Consider the following 18,480-nt stretch of genomic DNA (forward strand, 5'->3'; position numbering starts at 1 on the left):
ATTATCAGTTTCTTATCAAGCCTGAGCGCAAGGCTCAGACTCAAGGATTTTTTCGCGAAAGAGCATGGCCAGTTCTGCATCGGGCGCATCCAGCAATGCTTCAATGGTGTTCGGGTTTTGTAGCTCACTAAATAAACGACGCAGGAGCTTCAGTTGCGCCGTCGGATTCTCAACGATTAAGGCGATTATTAAAGAGACGGCTATCTCTTCGTCATCATCCGCTTGTTGAAAGTTGACCGGTGTATCCGGGCGAATCAGATAGATAGCAGGAGACTTAGCATGAACAGCTTCACAATGCGGAATCGCAACGGCATGACGTTCCAGCGCTATTCCGGTTGGAAAAGTGGCTTCACGCTCGATCAGGGCCTGCGGATAGCTTTCATGGACGACCCCTTTGGCCAGCATCTCCTCCCCAATATGCGTCAGCGCATGCTGACACGAGCTAAAGTTAATTCCTGTTCGGACAAAAAGTTGGCTCATATATTCTCCAGATTTTAGGCAATTGCTGGTTCGCAACCAAAGCGATAGGCGCGCAGAACGTCCTGAATTTTGTCGATAATCAGATTATGTGGTGTGGCGGTTAACGTCCCTTCAGTCAGGCGCTCAAATTGCACGGGCATAAACTGGCTAATGAGCCCCAGTGGTAAAGCGACGTCATTAAGGTTGGTAATTAATTTCTCTACACTTTGGCGAATGCGGGGATGCGGCCAGTAGTAACGAATGCGGTCGGAGAGGCTGAAGTGAATATCAACCATCGCCTGACTCCAGGTTGGGCGATAGTATTTTTTCCAGTAGTCCGGTTCATTCAGCATAACTTCGTCAATCACTTCCATTACCCGGCTTCGCTGTTCAGGCGATACCAGCTCATTTTCCATTTGCGCCAGGGCAAAAATCGCTTCACGCAGGGCAAAGGTGAGTGCTGGACCTACTTTCAATATTGCGTAGTGATCGCGTACCAGCGCACGGTATGCCTGGCGGGTTTGATAATCTGTTGAATGCGCTTCGTAGACCATAGGGGTCTCTTTTATCCAGGCGGAAAGCGCTTTTGCAGCTTGTGGTTGATAGTGAATGATTTGAGTGTGGTCGAACTCGACGCCGGGCTGGACCACAATGGCGATGACACGAGTTAACGCTTCTTCAAGTCCTAATGCACGGAAGGCAACCTGATGGGTTTCCAGCGTCCGGGCGGCATCTTCTTCGCGCGTGACATGAACGGTACCAATGGTGCTGGCTTCTCCACCTGGTACGGGAACTTCTGTACCAATAACGTACGTCAGTTGGCGTTTCTGTTCTTCGGTTGCAGTTGATTCCGCAGCCTGGCAAAGTACGGCTGCTCGCTGGGCAACAACCATTGGGTCCAGTGGTGTCGGGTCGTCAGCGCATGACATTGAAGCGTCAAGGTGGATTTTGCTGAACCCTGCGGCAACGTAAGCCTTAATTAAGGCAACGGATTTCTCCATCGCTTCTGCCGCTGCTTCATTTTGCCAGCAGTTAGGGCCGAGGTGATCGCCACCCAAGATCAGTCTTTCGCGAGGGAAACCAATCTCTTGTGCGATGCCATAGACAAAGTCTCGGAAATCGGCGGGTTTCATCCCGGTATAACCACCAAACTGATTAACCTGGTTAGACGTTGCTTCGATCAGAACTTTACTGTCTGTATTGAGATCAAAACGTAATGCGGATTCAATGACCAGCGGATGGGCTGAACAAACAGAACAAATACCTATATGCTCACCTGCTTTATGACGAGAGATTATTTCTTTCACTTCTATCTCCGATATCTTTTGTTTATCTTCATAATATTTTTGGATTGAAGGCAAAGGGTAAAAGCGGCTTTCGTGATCCAGCTTTAAAACAGACCTTTGTCAGAATCCGTACAAATCAAATGAATCAATAAGTTACAGTTTTCCTTCACAACCGCAGTCAGCAATGACTTTACGCACTACCTCTTTCATGGCGGCTTTCGCAGGCATCATGTAATGCCGTGGGTCGTTTGCATCGGTATGTGCGCTCAGGTAAGTTTTGAGTGCGCCAGAAAAGGCGATTTTAAGTTCGGTAGCGACGTTCACTTTGCAGACCCCTAAGGAGATTGCGCGCTTAATATCATGTGTAGGCAGGCCAGATGCGCCATGTAAAACCAGTGGGATATCAACGTGCTGACGAATCTCGGCTAGTCGCTCGAAATCCAGTTTAGGTTCAGCGTTATACAGACCATGAGCTGTGCCAATCGCGACAGCCAGTGAGTCGATACCCGTTTTTTCCAGGAACTCCCGAGCCTGTTCTGGGTGGGTATATAGCGCGTCTTTTCCGTCCACGATCAGGTCATCTTCCTGTCCGCCTAACCGTCCCAGCTCAGCTTCAACGCTAACGTCATAGCGGTGGCAGTAATTAGTAACGTGTTTAACTAACGCAATGTTGTCGGCAAATGGCAGATGAGAACCATCAATCATGACAGAGCGAATACCTGTAGCGACTTTCGCTTCAATATCGGTGGTGCTTTCATGGTGATCGAGATGGATGGCGAGAGGATGGTTCCAGCTTCTTGCCAGTTCACTGGCGATTGCAACGATGTTACCGACCCCAGCATAACTAAAAGTGCCTGGCGTGCCGGCGACGATCAACGGAGAACGTAGTTCGGCTGCTGTTTCCACGACGACCTGTAAGGTCTCCAGATTGTGGATGTTAAATGCTGGTACGGCATAGCCTTCTTGCTGCGCCTTCTTCAGCATCATTTTGCTTGAGATGATAAACATACTTCCTCCGAAGTCTTTCGATTTCTTTCTTCGAAATAAAGTATAGGGTTTCGTAACGTTTTTTTGTGATTTTGATCTGATAAATGAAAGTTTCGAAATAAAAAGAAGGATTGCGAAAGGTAGGGCTGGTAATTGGTATGAATCCGCGTCTTAGGAACAAAGACGCGGATAGGTCGGACAGGCATTAACTAAACAAGCGCGATAACCAACTTCGTTTCTGATTAACTGCTTCAGGCGGTGGCGTCACGGGTACCGAAACCATCTCACCTAATCCTTCTCTAATACTTTGTCCGATTTCCCGCAGTGCCTGGCAGGCATCTGAACCTTGAGCAGTGAATCGCATACGATGACCATTTTTGGCTCCTAATGAGACCACTTTCATCAGATTTTTGCCATCAATTGGCCCAGTGCCATTATCAAGATTTTCAATCGTGATGTGGCTGGTAAACTGCTTAATAAACTTTACCAACACCGCGCTTGGCCTGGCGTGCAGCCCGTGTGGGTTTTGAATGACAAAGATGGCCTGCTCACCTTCCAACCGCGCTTCCGGCTGAGCCTGATGTGTATCCCTTCCCGTCAGAATGGCTAACACCTCGGCTGGCGTTTCGGCACGTTGCAACGCCAGTGGAACGCTGTCATCACTTAATACGCGGGTTAATTGACGCAAGATCTCGAGATGTTCATTAGAGCGCGCCGCAATACCGGTGACCATATGCGCCACGTTCTCGTCATCCCATGCGACACCCTGACGAAATACAATAATCTTGACACCAGTATCCAGGACGGCATCACGTGTTTCTGGTGTTCCGTGGGGGATGGCAATACCGTTCCCAAGATACGTTGAGATCTGTGCTTCACGATCCCGCATACCTTGTAAATATTCCGGCGTAGTATTTCCGGCTGCAACCAGTTGCTCTGAGACGCGCTGGAGTGCAGTAGTTTTATCGACTCGCTCGTCACTGATGAAAATATCCTGTTCACAAAGTTGCATTCTGACCCCCCGTCTGAATGGTGCTGCTGTCTGAACTTACTGGCTGTTTGCGATTGAGCCACAGTCTCCACGAGCCGAGCATGATGGCACCGCATGCGGAGCCTGCCAAAATGCACAATACCCAGGCAATAGGCTTACTGACTAATGGCAGGATCAGGAATCCGCCGTGTGGTGCGGGAACCTGAATATGCAAGCTGTAGCTGAGAACGGCTGAAATACTTGACGCGATCATCATCATCGGGATCACGCGTAGAGGATCTTTTGCGGCAAAAGGAATTGCTCCTTCGGTGATGTGTGTGCACCCCAGGATATAGTTCACCATACCGGCGGCACGCTCTTCTTCGCTAAAACCTTTCGGGAAGAAAGTCGTTGCCAGTGCGATTACCAGCGGAGGGGTGATACAGGCAGCGGAAACGCCCGCCATAAAGAAGTAATTCCCCTGACCGAGTAGCAGAGTGCCGGTAACGTAGGCAGCTTTGTTGACCGGGCCACCAAAGTCGAACGAGCACATGGCACCGACGACAATCCCGAGCAGGATTGGATTGGCTTCCTGTAATGATGCAAGCCAGTTCATCATACCGTTATTGATGGCGGCAACGGGCTGTCCGAGCAGCGCCATCAGGATACCAATCGCCAGAACGCCAATTAGCGGCATGATAAAAATGGATTTCAGTCCTTCATACTGGCGAGGTAAACCGTCAAGCCGATTTTTTACCCACAGCATGAGATAGCCTGCGGCAAACCCCGCAATGATACCGCCGAGAAAACCAGCTCCCGTTGCGTTGGCCAACAATCCGCCGACAAAGCCCGCCACCATGCCAGGTCTGCCAGAAATGGAGTAAGCAATATAAGCCGTGAAGACGGGCACCATAATGGAAAAAGCTTGCTGTCCAATCTTCATCAGCATCGCGGCAATGGCGTTATATTCCGGTGATTTAGGGTCGGCGGAATAAATACCCCATAAAAAAGAAACAGCAATTAGTATCCCGCCAGCAACCACAAATGGCAGCATGTTCGAAACACCACTCATAAGGTGTTTGTAAATCTGACGACCAAAAGATTCCTTTTCAATATTATTCTGTGAAACGGTTTGGGTTCCTTTACGAATAGGCGCTTGTCCATTGATTACCTTATTAATCAGTTCGGCTGGGTGATGAATTGCTTCTTTGACCGGAACTTCGATCACCGGTAAGCCGTTGAAACGATCGGGAGATACATCTTTATCGGCTGCAATAATTACTCCCGCGATGCCAATAAGATCAGTGGGTGTAATAACATTTTCGACACCGCTGGCACCATTTGTTTCCACCTTTATTTCGACAGACATTTTTTTAGCTGCATGTTTTAAAGCTTCTTCAGCCATAAAAGTATGCGCGATACCGGTAGGGCAACCGGTAACTGCAATGATCTTTTTCATAAGCAGACCTTTAGTTTATTTTTGTTTACAGCTTTCGGACCTGGATTTGAGGAAGTAATGTATTAATAGCCGCAAGTTGGCCGAGTCCGGCTGAGCTTGCGACATCTGCACCCGTTGCGCTGGCAAGTGCCAGAGCATATTCCACTTCACCCGTGGTTAACCAATGGCTCAGGAATGCAGCAAGTGACGCATCTCCCGCACAAGCTGAGCTCACCAGTTCAATAGTGGGGGCGGTGCAAAACCAACTATCAATACCGTTTGAGAAGTACATGCCTTTGGCTCCAAGCGTCAGTAAAACATTCTGTGCGCCGAGGGAGTGCAGCTCTGCAAAGGCATCTTGTGCCTGAGAATCATCGGTTACGGTTAAACCGAAAATAGCCTTTATCTCTTCATCGTTTGGTTTAATTAATAACGGATTAAACTCCAGTAACTGACGTAATGATGAATGGCTAATATCCAGGATTACCGCGATTTCTTTTTGCTGACAAATCTGCATGATTTCAGCATAAAAATTACTCTCGACTCCCTGAGGTAAGCTGCCACTAATTACCAGATACTCAGCATCGGGTAACCGTGATATTTCATTCAATACTTGTTGTTTACAATCATCAGGAATAAATGAGCCGGGATTGACCAGTTTGTACTCCTGGTGACCATCGTTGATGAAAATGTTAATCCTTGTTGGCTCATTCACCCACGCAGGAGAAACGCATATTTTATTTTTACGTAACTCCTCCACAATATAACGACCCGTGAATCCACCAAAAATACCGAGTATATGAGCAGGCTGTTGGAAATGATTCAGTACCAGAGCGACGTTGACGCCTTTTCCGTTTGGGCAATATTCCGTATGGTGCGTACGATTCACAATATTTGGCAGTAAAGGATCGCTAAATATATTCATATCAATCGCGGTATTGAGCGTTAACGTATAGATCACAGATATTCCCTCACAACTGTCCTTCGCAACCACAGACGTGGATCACTTTGCGTACGACTTCTTTCATTGCCTGTTTTGCAGGCTGCATATAGTGACGCGGATCGTTGGCGTTCGGGTTTTGCGCAAAGTACTGTTTTAGCGCATCAGAAAAAGCGATTTTCAACTCTGTCGCGACGTTTACTTTGCATACTCCCAGACTAATGGCTTTGCGGATATCGCTTTCTGGCAGGCCGGAGGCACCGTGCAATACAAGGGGGATATCGACCTGTGCGCGGATTTCTGCCAGGCGGTCAAAGTCCAGTTTTGGCTCCGCGGCGTACAGTCCGTGCGCGGTGCCGATGGCAACGGCCAGAGAGTCAATTCCAGTCCGCATAACAAATTCGCGCGCCTGTTGTGGGTTGGTATACAACGCATCTTTGCTGTCCACGATCAGATCGTCTTCCACACCGCCCAGACGTCCCAACTCTGCTTCTACACTTGTATCGTAGCGATGGCAAAAATCGACCACTTTCTTCACCAGTGCCACGTTTTCTTCAAATTGAAAATGGGAACCATCAATCATCACGGAACGCACTCCCGCTAGCACCTTACTTTCAATATCACCCGTTGATTCATGGTGATCGAGGTGAATAGCCAGAGGGAGATTGTGCTCTCGAGCCAGATCGCCTGCGATCGCCACGATATTTCCGGTCCCGGCATAACTGAAAGTTCCAGGCGTACCCGCCACGATCAACGGCGAACGCATTTCTGCCGCAGTTTCGACAACGACCTGTAGGGTTTCCAGGTTATGGATATTAAAAGCCGGTACCGCGTAGCCATCGCATTGCGCTTTCTGAAGCATATTTTTGCTGGAAATAATGAACATGGATTTCTCTCTATAGTTTGCTTTCAAAATTAAAATTATTTCTTTCTTTGAGTATTCGTTTTGAAAGCAATGTAACGATCATTTGTCGTTATGAATGTGATCAGCTACACAAAACCGCAATGGTTTTTATAAAATGAAAGTTAAGCATTGACTGTTTGTTTTCTTTTGTAAATTAATGATGGAAAGTAAGAGGCTTCTAATTTATTGATATTAATGAGATGTTTTGAGTTTTCTGCATCTTTGTGAACGACGCGTAATTGACATCACTCAGAGGAAATTTAAAAATGAAAGTTAAAGAGCGGAAGAGATTTCCGACATGTCATAAAAAAAGGGTATGTTGTGGCAAAACCATCTACCAGCCTGCTAAAGAGGCGTCTGGACATTGCCGAAATCGTTCGCAAGAACGGTGAAATCAAAGTGGACGATCTGGCAGAAATGTTAGCGGTTTCAGGGGTGACAATCCGTAATGATCTCAATTATCTGGAGCAGCAGGGTTACCTGAAACGATCTTTTGGCGGGGCGATTTACACCGCACAGCCGGTTAGGGCATCTGTCACTCAGGATATGAGTCGGATGCAGGAGTCGGATCGTAGCGCTGAGCTTGAGCTGGCAAAGCAGGTTGCTCGCCTGGTTGCTGATGAAGATTCGCTTTTCCTCGGGGCGGGAGTGGTTCCGCGTAAAACAATCCCCTTTCTTGGTGAATCTCGTGAGTTGTGCCTGGCGTTCAATGATCTCGGCCATGTGGCTACTGCACGGGATTATATCGACGGCGAGATTGTGTTGCTGGGCGGCACTCTGGACCGTAGCGGACAGAGACTGGAAGGAGAAATTGCTATTCAATCGATCCAACGTTTTCAGCCAACGTGTAGCGTAGTGATGATTGAGCACGTCAGCGAAGATGGGATTCTGAATGTAGCCAGTGAAAGCGCCGCAGTAATACTGGCGGAATCACTCAGACTCAGCCAGCGATGCGTGGCGGTCATCGCACAGCGTCCTGATTATGGTGAAGCGAGATATCCGGTAGGTAATTTGAGCGTACTTAGTGCGGTGGTGACCCCGCAGATTGTTGCCGCAGAGTATCATTCTCGTTTTACCGCCGTTGGATTGACCAATAGCTACACCAACAATGAATGTCTGACCTGGATAAATCCCACCCTGCATCCGGCAAGGTGAAGGACAACGCATGAAAATGACTATTGCGACACTTGGTGAATTACTCGTCGAATTTTTGGCGAAAAAAGAGAATCAGGGTTTTTCGTCCCCAGGCGAATTTTGGGGACCGTATCCCAGTGGGGCTCCAGCTATCTTTGCCGATCAGGTTGCTAAGCTGGGCTTTCAGTCTTTGCTGTTTAGTTGCGTTGGCAATGATGCCTTTGGGGAGATGAATATCGCCCGGCTGAGACGAGACGGCGTGAATGTTAAGGGCATTTCCGTTCTTCCTAACGCCACCACGGGCAGTGCGTTTGTAAGCTACCGCACTCAGGCACACCGCGATTTTATCTTCAATTTGCCCAACAGTGCTTGTGGGCTGCTAAGCGCTGAGCATCTTGATGGAGCACTGCTTGAACAATGCAATCACTTCCACATTATGGGTTCTTCATTGTTTTCTTTTCGGCTGATTGATGCCGTGCGTAAAGCTGTCAGTATTGTTAAAGAGAAAGGAGGGACTATCTCGTTCGATCCAAACATTCGTAAAGAGATGCTGAATATTCGTGAGATGTCACAGGCCTTTGAATACATCCTGGATTACACCGATTTTTTCCTGCCAAGTGATGGTGAACTGGACTATTTTGGCTTGAGCAAGTCACGCGATGAGGCTCAGATCGTTGAAAATCTGCTTGATCGGGGAATTAAACATATTGTGATTAAACGCGGTCCTCGCGGTGCCAGTTATTATTCTCAGAACGAGCAGCATCACGTAGTGGGTTATCCGGTTGATGTTGTCGATCCTACTGGTGCTGGTGATTGCTTTGGTGCAACGTTTGTCAGCCTGTATCTTGCTGGATATTCTGTTCCTGAGGCGTTGGCCCATGCTAATGCGGCAGGCTCGTTGGCAATATCGACACGTGGACCAATGGAAGGTACGTCAACGTTAGCGCAGATTAAGGCGCTGATGGGGTGAAATACCAGATGACGATGACATCGTCTGGTATTTCACTGATTGGGATAATCAGGTCACTGGCGCCGGGTTAAACACCGCCAGCTGGTTATGCAGTCCCCACTGGTCCGAGAAGGTTTTCTTACGCCCGCTGGCGACGTCGAGAATAAATTCGAACAGTTTCAGACCCACATCTTCAATGGTTTCTTCTCCGGTGGCGATGGTGCCCGCGTTAATGTCCATCAGGTCAAACCAACGGTTGGCCAGCTCGGTGCGTGTCGCCATTTTAATCACCGGCACGGCCATCAGACCATACGGCGTACCGCGACCGGTGGTGAACACCTGCACGGTGATCCCGGAAGCGACCTGCTGTGTACCGCAAACAAAATCACTGGCGGGGGTTGCAGCGTAAATCAGGCCACGTTTGGTTGGACGCTGACCTGGCGACAATACTTCGACAATCGCGCTCTTGCCAGACTTGGCAATCGAACCCAGCGCCTTTTCCACCACGTTTGCCAGACCGCCTTTCTTATTGCCCGGAGAAGGGTTGGCACTGCGATCCGTTTTGCCCATATCAAGGTAGTTATCGTACCAGGCCATCTCTTCGAGCAGGCGTTTACCTACTTCTTCGTTAATCGCACGTGGGGTCAGAAGGTGGATGGCATCGCGCACTTCGGTTACTTCAGAGAACATTACGGTCGCGCCGCAGCGTACTAACAGGTCGGAGGCATAACCCACCGCCGGGTTGGCCGTCACGCCGGAGAACGCATCGCTACCGCCGCACTGCATGCCTACCACCAGTTCTGAAGCCGGGCAGGTTTCACGTTGGCGCTGATTGAGTTTTGCCAGATGACGTTCGGCCACCTGCAGAATATCGGTGACCATCGATTGAAAGCCGACGTGCTTTTCATCCTGCAGGCTGACGATACTGGCGCTGTCGACCGGAATACTTTTCACATCGTGCGTGCCCTCCAGCAGCCGCTCTGGCTGCAGTTTTTCGCAACCGAGGCCGATGACCATCACTTCACCGCCAAAATTCGGGTTAAGCGCAATATTGTGAATGGTGCGAATCGGCACGATGGCGGCTGGAGCATTGATCGCCACGCCGCAGCCATACAGATGATTGAGCCCCACCACACCGTCAACGTTCGGGTATTTAGGCAGCAGATCGCGCTCAATGATTTTCACCACATAATCCACCACGCCCGCTACGCAGTGCACGCTGGTGGAGATACCGAGTAGATTTTTGGTACCTACGCTACCGTCAGCATTGCGGTAACCTTCGAAGGTATAGCCCTCTAGCGGTGGCAGCGGCTCTGGCACTTTAGTTGCCAGCGGCAGCGTCTCCAGCGGCGGGGCTTTGGGCAGCTCAACCATTGATTCATCAATCCAGCTGCCGCGTGGGATATCGCGAACGGCATAGCCTATCACTTCGCCATAACGCACGATTTCGCCATGAACAGGAATATCCAATAGCGCCACTTTATGACCCTGGGGAATATGTTCAATGAGTTCCAGTCCGTCCGGAAAACGCGTTCCGGCTTTCAGACCATTGTCATTGACAATTATCGCCACATTATCTGTTTCGTGAACTTTAATATAAAACGCCGTTGGCGATTCTTGTCTGATTTCGATGTCGGCCATTGTCCAGTATTCTCCAACAAGGTGGTGATAATAGTGTGGATATTTATATTTTGAATCTAATTTTAAGTAATAAAGATTCGGTATCGTGAAATAAGAATGTCAGGAGTTTAACGTGAAGAATGTGACGATGATCACTTAAACTCAGCAAGGCCGGGTCACCAGTGGTAGCAATACGTAAATGTGTGCATTAGCGCCCATGCTTGTGTGCATATGCCCAAAACATTAATTTAATAACGTGTATTTAATGAGCACTTGCACAATGATTAACGTTGTGCTGATGATTATACTAAATCACGGTTTCATAACGTCTGATAAATTATTATCTATTTTTATTATCGGTAATTTATCACGAGAAATACCCACAAAATAATAATAAAAACCTTTTATGTGCCCGAGGTAAATAGAATGATATTGGATACAGTTGTCGAGAAAAAGAAAGGTACGCACACCCGTTATTTAATATTGCTGATAATATTTATTGTTACAGCCGTTAACTATGCGGACCGTGCGACGCTGTCTATTGCCGGAACTGAAGTGGCGAAAGAGTTACATCTCAGCGCCATCTCAATGGGTTACATTTTCTCCGCCTTCGGCTGGGCTTACCTGTTGATGCAAATCCCCGGCGGCTGGCTGCTGGATAAATTCGGCTCGAAGAAAGTCTACACCTACAGTTTGTTCTTCTGGTCACTGTTTACCTTCCTGCAGGGCTTTGTGGACATGTTCCCGCTGGCCTGGGCGGGTATTTCAATGTTCATCATGCGCTTTATGCTGGGCTTCTCGGAAGCGCCATCCTTCCCGGCTAATGCCCGTATCGTGGCGGCCTGGTTCCCAACGAAAGAGCGTGGCACGGCATCCGCGATTTTTAACTCCGCACAGTATTTCTCCCTGGCGCTGTTTTCCCCGCTGCTCGGCTGGCTGACCTTCGCCTGGGGCTGGGAGCACGTCTTTACCGTGATGGGCGTGATTGGTTTTGTGCTTACCGGACTGTGGGTAAAGTTTATTCATAACCCAACCGATCACCCGCGCATGTCGCAAGAAGAGTTGAAGTTTATCTCTGAAAACGGCGCGGTCGTGGATATGGACCATAAAAAGCCGGGCGATGTGAAGTCAGGTGGTCCTAAACTGCATTATATCAGGCAGTTGCTCACGAACCGTATGATGCTTGGTGTGTTCTTTGGCCAGTATTTTATCAATACAATTACCTGGTTTTTTCTCACCTGGTTCCCGATTTACCTGGTTCAGGAAAAAGGTATGTCGATTCTGAAAGTGGGCCTGGTGGCTTCGATTCCGGCACTGTGCGGGTTTTTCGGTGGCGTGCTCGGCGGCGTGTTCTCTGATTATCTGATTAAACGTGGTTTCAGCATTACCCTGGCGCGTAAGCTGCCGATAGTGCTCGGCATGTTGCTCGCATCGACCATTATTCTGTGTAACTACACCGATAATACCGCTCTTGTGGTGGCGCTGATGGCGCTGGCGTTCTTTGGTAAAGGTTTCGGCGCACTGGGTTGGCCGGTGATTTCCGATACCGCGCCGAAAGAGATTGTCGGTCTGTGCGGTGGGGTATTTAACGTATTTGGCAACGTGGCTTCCATCGTCACCCCGCTGGTGATTGGGTATCTGGTGAGCGAGCTGCACTCATTTAATGCTGCGCTGATGTTTGTAGGGTGCTCGGCGCTGATGGCAATGGTTTGCTACCTGTTTATTGTCGGTGACATTAAACGTATGGAATTGCAGAAATAAACAAAGGTATAGGCGATGAATAACACGATTTTCCCGAATAAGTTTAAAGCGGCCCTCGCGGCGCAACAAATTCAGATTGGCTGCTGGTCTGCATTGGCCAGCCCAATCAGTACCGAAGTTTTAGGTCTGGCAGGGTTTGACTGGCTGGTACTGGATGGCGAACATGCGCCGAATGATATCTCGACGTTTATTCCGCAATTGATGGCGCTGAAAGGCAGCGACAGCGCGGCGGTAGTGCGTGTACCAACCAACGAACCGGTGATTATCAAGCGCCTGCTGGATATCGGGTTTTACAACTTCCTGATCCCGTTCGTTGAGACGGAAGAAGAAGCGGTTAACGCTGTGGCGTCGACCCGCTATCCGCCGGAAGGTATTCGCGGCGTGTCCGTATCCCATCGCGCCAATATGTTTGGCACCGTACCGGACTACTTTGCGCAGTCGAATAAGAACATCACCATCATCGTGCAGATCGAAAGTCAGCAGGGCGTTGATAACGTTGACGCAATCGCGGCGACAGAAGGCGTTGACGGTGTCTTCGTTGGACCAAGCGATCTGGCTGCGGCGCTAGGTCACCTCGGCAATGCGTCACATCCTGATGTGCAGAAAGCTATCCAGCACATTTTTGCCCGCGCGAAAGCACACGGCAAACCAAGCGGCATTCTGGCCCCGGTAGAGGCGGATGCGCGTCGTTATCTGGAGTGGGGCGCGACGTTTGTTGCCGTTGGCAGCGACCTTGGCGTGTTCCGTTCAGCCACGCAGAAACTGGCTGATTCTTTTAAGAAATAACCACCATCGACAGTAGAGAGAGATAAAGACATGACAATGAAAGTTGGTTTTATTGGCCTCGGTATTATGGGTAAACCAATGAGTAAAAACCTCCTCAAGGCAGGTTACTCGCTGGTGGTTGCTGACCGTAACCCGGAATCTATTGCGGAAGTGATTGCCGCAGGCGCTGAAACTGCCGCCACGGCGAAAGATATCGCTGAGCAGTGTGATGTGATCATCACCATGCTGCCGAACTCTCCGCATGTTAAGGAAGTAGCACTGGGTGAAGGCGGCATTATTGAAGGGGCGAAACCGGGCACAGTGCTTATCGACATGAGCTCCATTGCACCGTTGGCCAGCCGTGAAATTAGCGACGCGCTGAAAGCGAAAGGCGTGGATATGCTGGATGCGCCGGTCAGCGGCGGCGAGCCAAAAGCGATTGACGGCACGTTGTCGGTGATGGTCGGCGGTGATAAAGCGATTTTTGACAAGTATTACGATTTGCTGAAAGCGATGGCCGGATCCGTGGTACATACCGGTGAAATTGGCGCGGGTAACGTCACCAAGCTGGCGAACCAGGTGATTGTGGCGCTGAACATTGCCGCGATGTCTGAAGCGCTGACGCTGGCGACCAAAGCGGGTGTGAATCCGGATCTGGTGTATCAGGCGATTCGTGGCGGGCTGGCGGGAAGCACCGTTCTGGACGCAAAAGCGCCGATGGTGATGGACCGTAACTTTAAGCCGGGTTTCCGTATTGACCTGCATATCAAAGATCTAGCGAATGCGCTGGACACTTCTCATGGCGTTGGCGCTCAGTTGCCGCTGACTGCTGCAGTCATGGAGATGATGCAGGCGCTACGCGCAGATGGATTGGGTACTGCCGATCACAGCGCGCTTGCATGCTACTACGAAAAACTGGCGAAAGTGGAAGTCACTCGCTAACAAGAAGGGCGCGGATGCGCGCCCTGTATTTCTTGCCTTGCGCGGCACAGTCAGGCTACATAACTATGAAAATCGTAATTGCCCCAGACTCTTATAAAGAAAGCCTTTCTGCCACCGAGGTAGCTCAGGCAATAGAAAAAGGATTTCGGGAAATTTTCCCCGATGCGCAATATGTTTCTGTTCCGGTTGCCGATGGTGGCGAAGGAACGGTCGAAGCCATGATTGCCGCGACGCAAGGGAGTGAACATTCAGCGCAAGTAACGGGGCCGCTGGGCGAAAAAGTGAATGCCTGCTGGGGCATGTCCGGAGATGGTAAAACCGCGTTTATCGAAATGGCGGCAGCCAGCGGTCTGGCGTTAGTGCCTCCTGAAAAGCGCAACCCTTTAGTCACTACGTCGCGTGGCACCGGGGAGCTGATTTTGCAGGCGCTGGATAGCGGTGCGCAGAGCATCATTATTGGCATCGGCGGCAGTGCTACCAACGACGGTGGCGCGGGTATGGTGCAGGCGCTGGGGGCAAAACTTTGCGACGCCAACGGGACAGAGATTGGCTACGGTGGTGGAAGCCTGATGAGTCTGAACACTATCGATATCTCGGGCCTGGATCCGCGCTTAAAAACCTGTTCCATTCGCGTGGCCTGCGATGTGACTAATCCTCTCATCGGTGATTCTGGCGCTTCGCGCATTTTTGGCCCGCAGAAAGGGGCGACGGAAGAACGCATTCTCGAACTGGACCGTAATCTGTCTCACTATGCCGACATCATTAAAAAATCGCTGCGGGTCGATGTGAAAGATGTGCCAGGCTCCGGTGCGGCAGGCGGAATGGGCGCGGCATTAATGGCTTTTTTAGGCGCCGAGCTACGCAGCGGTATCGAGATTGTGACCCAGGCGCTCAATCTGGAAGAGCATATTCACGACTGTACGCTGGTGGTGACCGGCGAAGGGCGGATCGACAGCCAGAGCATTCACGGCAAAGTGCCAGTAGGCGTGGCGAATGTCGCGAAGAAGTACCACAAGCCGGTTATTGGTATTGGTGGCAGCCTGACGCGCGATGTGGAGATAGTGCATCAATATGGTATCGATGCGGTGTTTAGCGTATTGACCAGCATCAGCACGCTGGAAGAGGCCTTCCGTGGGGCATTTGATAATATTTATCGCGCCTCAAGAAACATCGCTGCCACGTTAGCGATAGGAATGCGCAGTGCGGGGTGACATTGCCCCGCAAACCCTCTATACTGCGCGCCGAAGCTGACCAGACAGTCGCCGCTTCGTCGTCGTCCTCTTCGGGGGAGACGGGCGGAGGGGAGGAAAGTCCGGGCTCCATAGGGCAGGGTGCCAGGTAACGCCTGGGGGGGAAACCCACGACCAGTGCAACAGAGAGCAAACCGCCGATGGCCCATGCAAGTGGGATCAGGTAAGGGTGAAAGGGTGCGGTAAGAGCGCACCGCGCGGCTGGTAACAGTCCGTGGCACGGTAAACTCCACCCGGAGCAAGGCCAAATAGGGGTTCACAAGGTACGGCCCGTACTGAACCCGGGTAGGCTGCTTGAGCCAGTGAGCGATTGCTGGCCTAGATGAATGACTGTCCACGACAGAACCCGGCTTATCGGTCAGCTTCAACTTCTTCTAAAACAATACGTTGGTGTGTCTCAGGCCTTCATAGGTGAAAATGTGACACAGACTTTGATACAAACGAGGCACACCAACGGCTGTTCCATCCCGAATATTCTAAAGCGCGGCAACCGCTACTGCCTTCATTTCCGACTACCTTCAGGCGGTTTTTTTCGCGTGTCTCTGGGCTGCGATTCAGCCAGCAGAGCAAGGTTTATATCTTCCCGTCTCACTATGTTCATTTCTCTTGTAAAATCGTCCAAGATGGAGCCAGCCCTACTATTGGACATAGTGCATAAAATGAAGAAATTAGAACAAAAAGACATTGATGATTATTTGCTCAGTATTCAGGCCGCTTTTTATTCCGCAGCAAAAAAAATTCCAACAAATGTACGTAAGAGACTGCGTAGCTCGACTTCATTAATGAATCGCCACGGGTTTAACAGACACCTCGGAGTCATTTAAGATGACTTAAAGAGAGGTGCCCATGAGCGGTAAACGTTATCCCGAAGAGTTTAAAATTGAAGCAGTCAAACAGGTTATTGATCGCGGTCATTCTGTTTCCAGCGTTGCAACACGTCTCGATATCACCACCCACAGCCTTTACGCCTGGATAAAGAAGTACGGTCCGGACTCATCCACTAATAAAGAACAGTCAGATGCTCAGGCCGAGATCCGCCGACTCCAGAAGGAGTTGAAGCGGGTTACTGACGAACGGGACATATTAAAAAAAGCCGCGGCGTACTTCGCAAAGCTGTCCGACTGAGGTACGCCTTTATTCGTGACAACTCCCGTTGCTGGCCTGTTCGTCTGCTCTGCAGGGTGCTGGATGTTCATCCCAGTGGCTTTTACGCCTGGTTTAAGCAACCGTATTCTCAGCGCCACCAGGTAGATCTGAGACTGACGGGACAGATCAAACAGTTCTGGCTGGAGTCCGGTTGCGTTTATGGTTATCGCAAGATCCATCTGGACTTGCGGGATAGCGGTCAACAGTGCGGAGTGAACAGAGTCTGGCGACTGATGAATCGTGCCGGGATAAAGGCTCAGGTCGGGTACCGGAGCCCGTGGGCACGCAAAGGCGAGGCCAGTATCGTATCGCCCAACAGGCTCCAGCGACAGTTCAATCCGGATGCTCCGGATAAGCGTTGGGTAACGGACATAACCTACATCAGGACCCACGAAGGCTGGCTGTATCTTGCTGTGGTTGTTGATCTGTTCTCACGCAAAATTATCGGCTGGTCAATGCAATCCCGGATGACAAAGGACATTGTCCTGAACGCACTGCTGATGGCTGTATGGCGGCGTAATCCCCAAAAACAGGTGCTGGTTCATTCGGACCAGGGCAGTCAGTACACAAGCCATGAGTGGCAGTCGTTCCTGAAATCACACGGCCTGGAGGGGAGCATGAGCCGTCGCGGTAACTGTCACGATAATGCGGTTGCAGAAAGCTTTTTCCAGTTGCTGAAACGCGAACGGATAAAGAAAAAGATCTACGGAACGCGGGAAGAAGCCCGCAGCGATATTTTTGATTACATCGAAATGTTTTATAACAGTAAGCGTCGGCATGGTTCGAGCAATCAGATGTCACCGACAGAATATGAAAACCAGTATTATCAACGGCTCGGAAGTGTCTAGATTATCCGTGGCGATTCAGCTTTGCTTCTTTCTCCATCCTCCATACTGAGACGAACGGGCATAAATTGATTGCCAGTTTGTAACTCAATGACGACATCATTTTTGAAGTCTTTTCGGATTTCTTGAATAGGCCCAGTTATCTCGATTTTTCGTCCGCCGATTTTATTGTTAGCAGCTATTTCGTTCTCACTGTAAATATTGCTCAGGGATTTGGCTGTAGTACGATAAATCAAGGCGTTGCTGAGTGCTATCATCGCTTGTTCAGGTTCAGACACAAAGCTGTTGATGATGTTGTCCTTAAATCCTGGTTGGCTAAGAGCATAACTACCGAAGTCGCCGCAACTATTGAGCATCACGCCATCTTTAGTTGGGCCCCCTCCATTCTTTTTTAGACGGCTTCCGAATCTAGATCCAAATACTATGGAGTTATGCACAACAGCGTAACTTTCTGACTTCTTGTTCATACCGTTGGCAGCGTCAGCGATGAGGCCATCAGTATCGTCATCGTTCATAGCCCCCATACAACCTGCCATGACTAGACCCTTTATGTAAATCGCGACATTCTGTTCATCTAACTGTCCTTTTTTTGTACTGATATCCCTGGCGGCATTCGTATCAGCAAGCACGCAACCATAGACACTAAGTCCTAATGCTACAGCAAAAATCTTTTTCAAAATCAGTCTCCTTACCAAAATGAGTAGAAGTAAAACGGCACAAGATTCTTATATTTTTAATTACTTTAATCGATCGAAATTATAAAATCGATCGGTAAAATTGATCAATGTGATTATCATTTATACATGAGTGAATGTTGGGTGAATTTTCACCCTCCATTGGGAGTTTAGGGGGGAGACATGAAAGGTATTGTGTTGATAGTAATCGGTATGTTGCTGGCTTTTAATGCTTCAGCCGGACGCGTGACCATGAGCAACCCGGACCAGACAACTACGGCGAACGGGCAGACCTTATGCGTGTACAGCAATAGCATTTACACATTCACCTACGTCACCAGGTCGAAACATTGTCCTTACAGCAAAACCTTCAATACTTCACAAGCTGAATGAAAACACAAAAAATATTC

The 18,480-nt window shown here is 49.6% G+C and carries 17 protein-coding genes and 1 other RNA gene; 9 read left to right on the top strand and 9 right to left on the bottom strand.

The genetic code is table 11. The features are described 5' to 3' along the window. Positions 1–15: 15 nt before the first annotated feature. The 7 genes from gatA to JQN59_RS02755 form a co-directional block, all read right to left on the bottom strand. The gene (gene gatA, locus JQN59_RS02725; protein ID WP_149607312.1) at positions 16–480 is read right to left on the bottom strand and encodes a PTS galactitol transporter subunit IIA; all 465 of its coding nucleotides are present in this window, start codon (positions 478–480) and stop codon (positions 16–18) included. Between the two features lie 14 nt (positions 481–494). Next, complete coding sequence (gatZ, locus tag JQN59_RS02730) at positions 495–1,766, bottom strand: tagatose-bisphosphate aldolase subunit GatZ (RefSeq protein ID WP_149607313.1); 1,272 nt, start codon at positions 1,764–1,766, stop codon at positions 495–497. 132 nt (positions 1,767–1,898) lie between these two features. Continuing rightward, a complete protein-coding gene (locus tag JQN59_RS02735) occupies positions 1,899–2,753 on the bottom strand; it encodes a tagatose bisphosphate family class II aldolase (protein ID WP_149607314.1) in 855 nt (284 codons plus the stop codon). 184 nt (positions 2,754–2,937) lie between these two features. After that, on the bottom strand, positions 2,938–3,744 hold the full coding sequence (locus JQN59_RS02740) for an HPr family phosphocarrier protein (protein WP_149607316.1): 807 nt from the start codon (positions 3,742–3,744) through the stop codon (positions 2,938–2,940). Continuing rightward, entirely contained in the window at positions 3,731–5,161 is a 1,431-nt protein-coding gene (locus JQN59_RS02745) for a PTS fructose transporter subunit IIC (protein ID WP_149607317.1), read from the bottom strand. Before JQN59_RS02745 ends, JQN59_RS02740 begins: the two co-directional genes overlap by 14 nt. A 25-nt stretch (positions 5,162–5,186) precedes the next feature. Further along, positions 5,187–6,101 carry a 1-phosphofructokinase gene (gene pfkB / locus JQN59_RS02750; protein ID WP_149607318.1) on the bottom strand — a complete coding sequence of 305 codons (915 nt, stop codon included), beginning with the start codon at positions 6,099–6,101 and terminating at the stop codon, positions 5,187–5,189. Positions 6,102–6,111: 10 nt separating this feature from the next. Further along, a complete protein-coding gene (locus JQN59_RS02755) occupies positions 6,112–6,966 on the bottom strand; it encodes a tagatose bisphosphate family class II aldolase (protein WP_149607319.1) in 855 nt (284 codons plus the stop codon). A gap of 339 nt (positions 6,967–7,305) precedes the next feature. Between JQN59_RS02755 and JQN59_RS02760 the strand changes: the two genes are divergently transcribed. Both JQN59_RS02760 and JQN59_RS02765 read left to right on the top strand, forming a co-directional pair. Next, entirely contained in the window at positions 7,306–8,139 is an 834-nt protein-coding gene (locus tag JQN59_RS02760; protein WP_149607320.1) for a DeoR/GlpR family DNA-binding transcription regulator, read from the top strand. 10 nt (positions 8,140–8,149) lie between these two features. Next, the gene (locus tag JQN59_RS02765) at positions 8,150–9,088 is read left to right on the top strand and encodes a sugar kinase (protein WP_149607321.1); all 939 of its coding nucleotides are present in this window, start codon (positions 8,150–8,152) and stop codon (positions 9,086–9,088) included. Between the two features lie 48 nt (positions 9,089–9,136). Here JQN59_RS02765 and garD read toward each other — a convergent pair whose 3' ends face one another. Then, positions 9,137–10,708, bottom strand: coding sequence for a galactarate dehydratase (garD, locus tag JQN59_RS02770; protein WP_057067637.1), 1,572 nt, complete (start codon positions 10,706–10,708; stop codon positions 9,137–9,139). 405 nt (positions 10,709–11,113) lie between these two features. Between garD and garP the strand changes: the two genes are divergently transcribed. From garP to JQN59_RS02800, 6 genes are all read left to right on the top strand, one after another. Beyond that, on the top strand, positions 11,114–12,448 hold the full coding sequence (garP, locus tag JQN59_RS02775; protein WP_071445992.1) for a galactarate/glucarate/glycerate transporter GarP: 1,335 nt from the start codon (positions 11,114–11,116) through the stop codon (positions 12,446–12,448). 15 nt (positions 12,449–12,463) lie between these two features. Further along, the gene (gene garL / locus JQN59_RS02780; RefSeq protein ID WP_008785889.1) at positions 12,464–13,234 is read left to right on the top strand and encodes a 2-dehydro-3-deoxyglucarate aldolase; all 771 of its coding nucleotides are present in this window, start codon (positions 12,464–12,466) and stop codon (positions 13,232–13,234) included. Between the two features lie 30 nt (positions 13,235–13,264). After that, complete coding sequence (gene garR / locus JQN59_RS02785; protein ID WP_003828600.1) at positions 13,265–14,155, top strand: 2-hydroxy-3-oxopropionate reductase; 891 nt, start codon at positions 13,265–13,267, stop codon at positions 14,153–14,155. 65 nt (positions 14,156–14,220) lie between these two features. Further along, positions 14,221–15,366: a glycerate 2-kinase gene (gene garK / locus JQN59_RS02790; RefSeq protein ID WP_149607322.1), complete on the top strand. Its 1,146-nt coding sequence runs from the start codon at positions 14,221–14,223 to the stop codon at positions 15,364–15,366. Between the two features lie 32 nt (positions 15,367–15,398). Continuing rightward, positions 15,399–15,775, top strand: an RNA gene (rnpB, locus tag JQN59_RS02795) — RNase P RNA component class A. Between the two features lie 476 nt (positions 15,776–16,251). Then, a protein-coding gene (locus JQN59_RS02800) for an IS3 family transposase (protein ID WP_191238548.1) occupies positions 16,252–17,399 on the top strand; the annotation gives its coding sequence in 2 pieces (ribosomal slippage) (positions 16,252–16,489 and positions 16,489–17,399; 1,149 coding nt in all). Here JQN59_RS02800 and JQN59_RS02805 read toward each other — a convergent pair. Beyond that, a complete protein-coding gene (locus tag JQN59_RS02805) occupies positions 17,396–18,073 on the bottom strand; it encodes an OB-fold protein (RefSeq protein ID WP_149608062.1) in 678 nt (225 codons plus the stop codon). The two genes, JQN59_RS02800 and JQN59_RS02805, sit on opposite strands and share 4 nt — an antisense overlap. A 180-nt stretch (positions 18,074–18,253) precedes the next feature. Here JQN59_RS02805 and JQN59_RS26870 point away from each other — a divergent pair, with 180 nt between their 5' ends. Beyond that, complete coding sequence (locus JQN59_RS26870; RefSeq protein ID WP_149608061.1) at positions 18,254–18,463, top strand: hypothetical protein; 210 nt, start codon at positions 18,254–18,256, stop codon at positions 18,461–18,463. Positions 18,464–18,480: the final 17 nt, after the last annotated feature.

The sequence above is a fragment of the Citrobacter sp. B72 genome (assembly GCF_016894305.1).
Lineage (GTDB): Bacteria > Pseudomonadota > Gammaproteobacteria > Enterobacterales > Enterobacteriaceae > Citrobacter > Citrobacter portucalensis.